Source organism: Streptomyces sp. NPDC056480 (assembly GCF_042795405.1).
Taxonomy (GTDB): Bacteria; Actinomycetota; Actinomycetes; order Streptomycetales; family Streptomycetaceae; genus Streptomyces.
In genome coordinates this window covers 18,415-27,274 of sequence record NZ_JBHTSA010000107.1, presented here as the reverse complement: position 1 = coordinate 27,274, position 8,860 = coordinate 18,415, and the positions used below count along the sequence as shown (strand labels likewise).

The following is an 8,860-nucleotide window of genomic DNA, read 5'->3' as shown; positions in this document are numbered from 1 at the left end:
CCAGCCCCGCACCCCGCCACCCCGTCGGCAAACACCACCACAAAAAGGACAACCCCCGACCCAACGAGCCGAGGGAAAACCTTTAAATTCAAGCTCAGAGGTCAGGTCGACGGCGTCGAAGCCGCCGGCGCCATGGCCGAACTCCATCGAGATGTCGTGGAAGCGCAGGCCGCGGAAGTACGAGACGTGTTCGGCGGCGGGGTCAGGGGCTGACCGGTCTCGTCGGACACGAGCGTGGGGGACGCCTCGCGGGACTCGTATGAGGTGTTGACCTGCGACTGGATCTCGGTGCGCATCGCAGCCAGCACACGCTGGCGATGCGTGGGTGCGTCCTGGCACTTCTGGTACGAGAAGGCGACCCTGTCCGCTGGGTCGGGGTGCATGTCCAGCAGCAGGTTGTCGTCCTCCTGGTCGACGACCTGCCCGAGGCTGTAGCGGCCTGGCAATGCGGGCGATAGTGCAGCAGCCAGCCTCAGGGGCTCGAAGCAGCGGTCCCATCCGACCAATGGACCTCACGCTCGGGCGGCACCGCCCGCGTGGTCATCTGCGCGGTGCTGGCCACCAAAGGCGGCACCATCCAGGACTGCACCGTCGGCGACCTCATGGAAATCCGGTGGGCCGCCAGCAAGTACTGGAACCACGCCACGATGCTGGCCTACGCCTGGCTACGGACGGCCGGCCAGTTCCCGCCCGACGCCCCGGCCTCGCTCAGCCGCCTGGAGACCTTCACCGGACAGATCAGCGTCGGCGACCTGGTCGACCGCTACCAGCTGCACTGCCGCCCGGTCCGGGACGTCATCGTTGACTACCTGACCGAACGCCAGCCCTCCCTGGACTACAACTCGCTCCAGGGGCTGTCCCGGATCCTGGCGTCCAACTTCTGGGCCGACCTGTAGCGACACCACCCCGGCATCGACTCCCTCGACCTGGCGCCCGAAGTCGCCGAGGGCTGGAAAAGCCGCCTGGCCACCAAGAGTGTCCGCCACCGCCAGCCCAACGGAACGGTCACCGAGGCCAGCGTCCCCAGGAAGGACGCGCCGACCCTCATGATGTCGGTGAGGGCGTTCTACCTAGACCTTGCCCAGTGGGCCCTGGAGGAACCGGCTCGCTGGGGACAGTACGCTGTCCGCTGCCCCATCTCCGCGGTCTCCAACAAGAAGCGCCAGAAGCGGCAGAAGTCCTGGTCACACCAGCGGACCCGCGAACGGCTCCCGCACCTTCCCGCCCTCGTCCGCGCCGCCGACCAACACCTCAAGGACACGCGGACCCGCCTCGGCGCCATCGAAGCCATCCCGGCCGGAACCGAATTCACCGTGCTCGGCGAGACCTACCGCAAGGCCCGCACCTCAAACTGGGCCGCCGACCCGCACCGCACCACCACCGCCCACCTCCAGCCCGACGGCCGGCGGACCGACCTCAAGGCCGCGGAGAACCGAGCCTTCTGGGCCTGGGCCACGATCGAGGTGCTGCGGCACACCGGCATCCGGATCGAGGAGATGCTGGAGCTCAGCCACCACAACATCCTGCAATACCGGCTGCCCACGACCGGCGAAGTCGTCCCGCTGCTGCAGATCGCCCCGTCGAAGACCGACGAGGAACGCGTCCTGCTGGTCACCCCCGAACTCGCGGACGTCCTGAGCGCGATCGTCTGCCGGATCCGCGGCGCCAACGGGGTCGTTCCCCTGGTGGTCAGCTACGACGCGGCCGAGAGGGCTTGGAACCCTCCCATGCCGCTGCTGTTCCAATGGCAAGTCAACGGCGAGGACCACATCCTGTCGGTCAACACGATCCGCAAGGCACTCAACGAAGTCATCGAGGCCGCCCAGCTGACCGACGCCGCCGGCGAGCTGCTCGACTACCAGCCCCACGACTTCCGCAGGATGTTCATCACCGACGCGATCATGAACGGCCTGCCCCCGCACATCGCGCATGTCATCGCCGGCCACGACGACATCAAAACCACGATGCACTACAACGCCGTCTATCCCAGCGCAGCCATCGCCGCCCACCAGGCATTCATCGCCCGCCGCCGCAGCCTGCGACCCGGCGAGGAATACCGCGTCCCCACCAGCGAGGAGTGGGAGGCATTCCTGGGCCACTTCGAGCGCCGCAAACTCTCCCTCGGCTCCTGCGGCCGGTCATTCCGCAGCGAGTGCATCCACGAGCATGCCCCGTTGACTGAACGAAGCACGGTGATTGTGCAGTTCAGGGCACGGGTTCCGATTCGGCGCAGTACGGTTTGCGATCGTGATGGACGATCGTGTTCCCGAGCGGAAGTTGTCGAGGCTTTCGGTTCCACGGCTGGGTCGACTCGTGGAGACCGGCGAGCGGTACGAGCCCTACCGGCTTGTCGACGGCGATGGTGTCGTGGTGGAGGCGGTCGCAGCCTTCTTCCAGGAGTTGCTGGCGGCCGGGAAGGCTGCGGCGACAGTTCGTTCCTACGGCATGGACTTGCTGCGGTGGTGGCGGTTCCTGCGGGCCGTCGACGTGCCGTGGGATCGGGCAACGCGTGTCGAGGCGCGGGACTTCAGCTGCTGGATTCAGCTCACGGTCAAGCCGAGGGCAGCCGCGGTCACGCGGGGGCCGAGTCGGTCCGTGGGCGCCCCGAATCCGGTGACGGGGAAGCCGAGTCCAGGACCGGGCTACGCCCCCTCGACCGTCGTCCACAGTGAGACGGTGCTGCGCCGGTTCTACGACATGCACCGCGACGCCGGCACCGGGCTGCTGCTCAACCCGTTCCCGCTGAATCTGGCTCGACGCTCGGGACGCGCGCACGCGCACCACAACCCGATGGACACCTGGGCTCCGGAGCGGGGTGGGCCGCTACCGGCCGAGTGTTCCGCGTCGGATCCCGCGCTCGATCCCGGACGAGTGGTTCAACACGCTGTTCGCGGCGCTGCCGTCGACCCAGGACCGGGCCCTGATCGCGTTCTGGAAACGGATTGCCGCGAGCCCGGTGCACTGCCCCGAGGCGACGTGGGGGTGCCTCCCGTTCTCGCGCACATGGACCTCGGCCCCCGGGCGAGTGCCATTCCGAGCTGGTGCACATCCGCTGTCGCCATCCGTGCTCAAAGCTGGCCGACGACCGAACTTCAGCTGTCGCCCTCACCTCGTAGTTCAGAGAAGCCTACGTCCGATGCGCGATGCTTCGGGTCGACCCGCACGAGCGGCCCCGCCTCGACGAGATCCGAGTCAACCTCATCGCGCGGATCGCCGAAGCCGAACGCGAAGGCTGGCTCGGCGAAGTCGACGGGCTCAGCGTCAGCCTCGCCGCCGCCCAGGACAAGCTCACCCAGCTCGACGCCGAAGTCGCCCGCCGATCCACCGTGGTCCACCTCGGCCTGCCTACCTTCAGCCAGATCGTCACCCGATCCACTCAGCCCTCGTAGTTCAGAGACCTGCGTGGTGCTGTTCAACACCCGCTACATGGACGCCGCCACCAGCAGGCTGAGGGCGGACGGCTTCGACGTCCACGACGAGGACGTCGCCCGCCTTTCCCCGTTCGTCCGGCATCACATCAACATGCTGGGCCGGTATTCCTTCCAGCTGCCGGAGCTGCCCGGCGGGATGCGGCCCCTGCGTAACCTGGAAGCTGTCGACGAGAAGTGAGGCCGCCCAGCAGGGCGGCCCGTCCGGCTTGTGGGAATATCGGCGGCTCATGTTCCGGGTGCGAGCAACTGCCGCAGCGCTGTCGGTGGGTGGCCCACGAGCTGGCGTACAGTCCGGGACAGGTGTGCTTGGTCGGCAAAGCCAAGATCGGCGGCGAGGGCAGCGAGGCTGTTCTCGCCCTGCTCCAGTCGGTCGAGGGCCTGGCCGACGCGGACCCGGTTGCGATATCGGGTGACGGACACGCCGAGCTCGCGGGAGAAGGCGCGGCTCAGACGGTAGGGGGAGACCCCGAGCAGCTCGGCGAGCGGAAGCAGTGCCACCGAGGCCGGATGTCCGTCGGCGATCACTTGGCGGGCTGTCGTGACGAGGGCACGCTCGTCCTTGAGTGGGCGCCGCGCGGCACTGGCCGGCGTCGGCGCGGCAGCAACCTGACCGACCGTTTCGGCGAGCAGTCCTAGCAGCGACTCCGAGAGTGCGTAGTCCGCGTCGCGGCCCTGAGCAGCCGCGAGGACACGCCGGTGAGCGAGGTCGAGCCGGGCGTCGATGTAGAGCGCGTCAGCCCTGAGGCGGGCGCTCTCCCCGGCCAGACCCCGCCACCAATCAGGCGTCACGCTGATCGACGTGCACTCGTCGCCTCCTGCCGGGTGAGCGAAGTGTTCCTCCTGGTCCGGCAGTCCGACATAGCCCACGGTGGGATCCACATCGGTGGGAGTACCGGCCACCCGGCGGCGAAACCGTCCCTCTCGATGCTCCCTCGCCAGCTGCGCGACCGGCTTCCGTCTCCTGTGCCCAGCATCCTCGTCGACGAAATCCGTACGGAACTCGCCCGGGAGATCACCACGCTCCAGCTGGTGAACCGTGTGAGGCGCCGATGGCAGCAGCACGGATACGAGACTGACGCCGAATCCGTTGAAAGCCCCGGGATCCGCAAGGCCGTTGGCCTAGGGCTTGCCCTCGTCCGCCGAGGCGACTGCACCAGCACCCGGTGCGACGACGGAATCGATCTCGACACCAGCGGCTCGTGCCGGACCTGCGACCGCGAGCGAGAAGACCGGGCCGCAGCCTGCGTGGCAGGGGGAACCGCGCGAGGTGCGTCCCCTGCCGCGGTTCCCAAGCCCCGCGGTGACGAACAGCCGACCCACGCGCCGCCCTCGTACGCTGAGCGCGTTGCCCAGATCCAGGCCGCCGTCGAAGCCGACGGTGTCAGCCTGCGCGCCTCATGCCCGAATCCGTCGTGAGGGGACTGTCATTGACGGCTGCCCAACGGCAAAGCGCCCCTCGAGAGAAGCCTCTACTGGCCGAAGCGTGAGTTGCGTGGCACCGCCGTGGCGTCGAACAGAGAGCTGCCGCAATGGGAGGTCCATCCAGTGACCGGGCACTACTCCCACTCAGGAGTGACCCACCACATCGCCGGCGCCTCTTGAGAGGCGGCCACCGGGCAGCCGGGGCGAGTGCTTGGACTGTCTGTAATCGCGGACGCGCCGGCCGTGCCAAGAGGCCGCGCGGTCCCCGGAGCTGGTCGGGAACGGAAAAGGGTGGGAGCACCGGCTTGGCGGCCCCACCCCTTCTCGGCGATAGGTCAGCGGCGGGTGGCCTGCACCATGCGAATGGTCTCGGAGGTCTCCTCCTCCATAGCCCATCCGTGGTCCACGAGGAGAGCCTCCAGCCGCTGAATGGCTTCCTCAAGTCCGGAGTGGTCACCCAGGAGAGCCAGGGCACGGAAGCGGTGGCGCCACAGCTCCTCGCGTTCCCTGGCTACCTCCAGACCGCGGCTGGCTGCCCACAGCGCGCCCGGGCCGTCACCGGCTTCGAGGTACCAGTTCGCCAGCAGACTGGCGCTGTTGACGACCTTGTCGTTGATGTCCTCCACGATCGGCTCGGCCCAGCCGTAGTAGGTGGAGCTGACGCCGGAGAAGGGGCGGCCGCGGACCAGCTCGAGCGCGCGGCGGAGCATGCCCTGGCCCTGGTCGCGGGGAACCTGGAGAGCGATGTCGTGGAGGAGCTGGAACTGGATCCAGTCGCACTCCACACCGAGGAGCCGATGGCCTTCGGCGTGCTTGGTCATGCGGCGGAAGAACGGCTGGCCCCCGTCATCGAGACCGAGCCACCGCCGCACATCACGCAGGCGGGTGTTGCGGGTATTGGGGTTGGTTAGCCCGCCGCGAGGCGAGAGGACCTCATCGATCTGCGGGGCCGTGGCGCCCGGGTGAAGAACGAGGAACGCGGCCAGTTCCATGGCCCGGGTACGCCGGTTGGAGTCGACCGTACCGCGGGCCCCAGTGACCTCCACCGTGCCCAGGACGCTGACCACTGGCCGGTCCTGGGGGAAGTCGATGTCCGGTGGCTCTGCCCCGGGTGAGCCGACGGGCGCAGGGGTGGTGGCGGGGGCGGGAGGCTGGCTCGGGGGAGTGGCCGGGGCCGGGCCGGGCAGCCGGACGCTGATCTGTGGCAGGGCTCGCGAGGAGGGCAGGACCACGTGTCCCGGCGCCGCTGAGGCGGGCAGCACCGGCACTGCCGGAATGACGCCGGCGCTGCCGGCCGTGGCACGGGCAGAGGCGCCGGCAGAGGCAGACGGTGAGGAAGGACGGGCGGTCACCGAAGCCTGGGCAACGGCTTCGCCGACGGCCTCAGACCCCTCCTCCTCGTGATCTTCTTTCTCACCCGTGTCCTCAGGATCCTCGTCGAGTTCGGCGAGGACTGACAGCAGACTCGGCGCCGCCCCGCCTGTACTCGAGGCCGGCTCCGGTGATGGAACGGTGGGCGTGGCGGGCTCGAGACCGGGGAGGAGCCTGGCCAGAGGGACGGGTTCTGCGGCGGGTACGCCGGTGGGGGAGTCTGCTGTCACCGCGAGCGTGAGGATGTCGGCGTACTCGTCGTCGCTGCACATCGCCAGCACGCAGTGCAGCGAGGTGTTCGGCACCGCGACGACGGGGGCATCGGTGTCGATCTCCCACACCTCGTTGACGGCCGCACGGGCGGGCTGCGCTCCGCTGGTGATGACCGCGGTGGACGACAGGGGCTCGGCGTCCAGGATGCTGTCGAGCCGGCTGACGGCTTCGGGAGCCGGGCAGGTATCGAGATCGCAGAGCACCACCAGGGGCTGGAACTCCTCGGCCTCTCCTGACACACGGGCGTGGAACAGATCCGGCAGTTCCGCATCGGCCATGAGTTGCTGCTGGTCGGCATGGTGCGCGTCCGCTGCGGCGGCGGCCGATGCGAGGTCCTGATGCGGCTGGACCCGCTGGGCGTCGAGCAGCGACAGACCCGGGGCCGTGTCCTCACCCGCGACCAGGACATCGACCTGCCCCAGCGGAGACAAAGCCAGAGAGATACCCAGGGTGCGCAGCATCTGCAGGCGGCGGCTTCCCCTCAGGTGCAGCGCACCGAACTCCTCCACATCGATGAGGAGGACCCCGCCGCCTGTGTCTTCCCCCAGCGGTACGAGCCCCGGATACGGAGCGGTGACCTCGGCAAGCTTGTCGCTCTCCACGAGGTCGGTAGAGCCGGTCGGGCACCACCACACGTCTGATCGGTCCTTGACCGCGGTGAACGGAGCCACCGCCTCGAGCGAGTTCTTCCCGTCGCTGTTGTCCGCGGTCTCGGACAGGTGCAGCAGGACGCCCTCGGCACCCAGTTGCACGGCCGCCACAGGCGGCAGCGCCCGATTCTCGGCAGCAAGGCGGGAGGCGAGCGTACGCAGCGCGGTGTCCAGGAGCAGCAGTTCGGAGGTGGAGTCCATGCTGCGCAGTGCCTGCTCGGTGACCGCTGCACGACCGGTGGGCATCACGATGGCTGTGCCGTTTTCACGGCGGCGCCGCTGCAGGGTGCGCCGTCGCCGGAGCATCAGTACCACGCCCCCCGCGACCAGGGTGCCCCCCGCTGCGGACAGGAAGGTGCTGGTGGAGTCGTTGGCGCTGTGATCGACGGCGGGCGCTGGAGTGCTCGTGGCGCGGGGGGTAGGGACGGGGGCCGGGCTGGTCGAGGGCTGGGCGGTGGAGGAGGGAGACGGGGTGGCGGCGGGCGGGGCGTCCTGGTCGGCCTCGGAGCCCGCTCCGGGGGTACTCGGGGATGACGGCTCCTCCGAGTGCTGGGTGTCCTCGGTCGGAGCGGGTGTCTTCGGCTTGGTCGTGCTTCGGTCCGGGGCCGGTGCATTGGGGGCCCCGGTCCCGGGAAGGTCCAGCACTTGGCCGGGGAGGATCACGTCGGGGTTGTCGAAGGTGCCGCCGCCCGGCATCGGTTCACCCTTGTTCGCCTCGTAGATGGCGGGCCAGTCCTCGGGATTGCCATGTGCGCCGGCGATCGTCCAGAGGCTGTCACCCTCGCGAACCGTCACTTCCGTCGGCTGCTCGGTACCCGCTGCGCCCGAGGGGAAGCGACTGTCACTCGTGTCCCCGGCCGCCGGACCTGCGGTGTGCTGCAGCCCGGACTCCGTACCGGACACCACCGTCTTCGCCGCAGCGTCGGCACGTGTGGCCTCTCCCGTGCGCTGACGAGTGCTGCTCCCTTCCTTCACCGCGTGCATGGTGGGACCTGCATCGGCAGCCGGGGGCGTGGTGTCTGTGGGGGAGTGGGGGAGAGCGAGCATCCATCCGGCCTGGATGGGTGCGTCGACGCTGAAGATGGTGCCATCGGCCATTCGCTGGCCCTCGTTTGCGTCGGCGATCTTCGTGTAGAGCTCGCCGTGGCCGTAGAGCTTCTCGGCGATGCTCCACAGGCTCTCGGCAGGACGCGCGTCGCGGACGGTGTACGTACGCGACGCCGCCCGCTCCGTACCGGCCGTCTCGGCGGCGCGCTCGGCCGTCGCCGTCGTCGCCACAGAACCCGGTTGGACGATCTCAGCCGTCGCGGTGGCGGTGATGGGCGCTGCGAGGGCGGGGGTTGCGGAGGCGAGGGTGCTGGAGGCGAAGAGAACGAGGACCCCGGAAACGAGCGTGCCGGCGGCGCGCTGGGACAGGCGCAGTCCGGGAAGGGCCGGGGCGCTGCGGCCGCGGAGTTGGGCGGGGATCTCCAGCAGGACGGAGAGGGTGAAGCTGGCCCAGGCGATCCATCCGATCGCGCACAGGGCGAGCATGAAGGCGGCGCCGGTGTCCTGGCGGGTGAACAGGTGGGCGATGGCTTCGGTGCCCTGGGCCCAGACGGCGGTGGTGGTGGCGTAGAGCAGCCAGGGCAGGCCGGCCAGGAGAGCGGTCAGGACGACCGTGGACACCAGGGCGCGCAGTAGGCGCCGCCCGAGGGAGCGGGGAGCGGGCAT

General features: G+C 69.3%; 5 protein-coding genes and 2 pseudogenes. 5 read left to right on the top strand and 2 right to left on the bottom strand.

Translation table 11 applies throughout. The features are described from left to right. The 5 genes and pseudogenes from ACFQ79_RS32425 to ACFQ79_RS32405 all read left to right on the top strand — a co-directional run. Positions 1-213: pseudogene (locus tag ACFQ79_RS32425) on the top strand (hypothetical protein); the annotation flags it as partial. Positions 214-551: 338 nt separating this feature from the next. Next, the gene (locus ACFQ79_RS32420) at positions 552-896 is read left to right on the top strand and encodes a hypothetical protein (RefSeq protein ID WP_383590091.1); all 345 of its coding nucleotides are present in this window, start codon (positions 552-554) and stop codon (positions 894-896) included. A gap of 150 nt (positions 897-1,046) precedes the next feature. After that, positions 1,047-2,672: a tyrosine-type recombinase/integrase gene (locus ACFQ79_RS32415; protein WP_383590089.1), complete on the top strand. Its 1,626-nt coding sequence runs from the start codon at positions 1,047-1,049 to the stop codon at positions 2,670-2,672. A gap of 471 nt (positions 2,673-3,143) precedes the next feature. Then, entirely contained in the window at positions 3,144-3,389 is a 246-nt protein-coding gene (locus tag ACFQ79_RS32410; RefSeq protein WP_383590088.1) for a hypothetical protein, read from the top strand. A 13-nt stretch (positions 3,390-3,402) separates the two neighbouring features. After that, positions 3,403-3,609, top strand: a pseudogene (locus ACFQ79_RS32405) (Tn3 family transposase); the annotation flags it as partial. Positions 3,610-3,656: 47 nt separating this feature from the next. Here the strand turns inward: ACFQ79_RS32405 and ACFQ79_RS32400 are convergent. After that, on the bottom strand, positions 3,657-4,493 hold the full coding sequence (locus ACFQ79_RS32400) for a helix-turn-helix transcriptional regulator (protein ID WP_383590086.1): 837 nt from the start codon (positions 4,491-4,493) through the stop codon (positions 3,657-3,659). Between the two features lie 695 nt (positions 4,494-5,188). After that, a complete protein-coding gene (locus ACFQ79_RS32395) occupies positions 5,189-8,860 on the bottom strand; it encodes a LysM peptidoglycan-binding domain-containing protein (RefSeq protein WP_383590084.1) in 3,672 nt (1,223 codons plus the stop codon).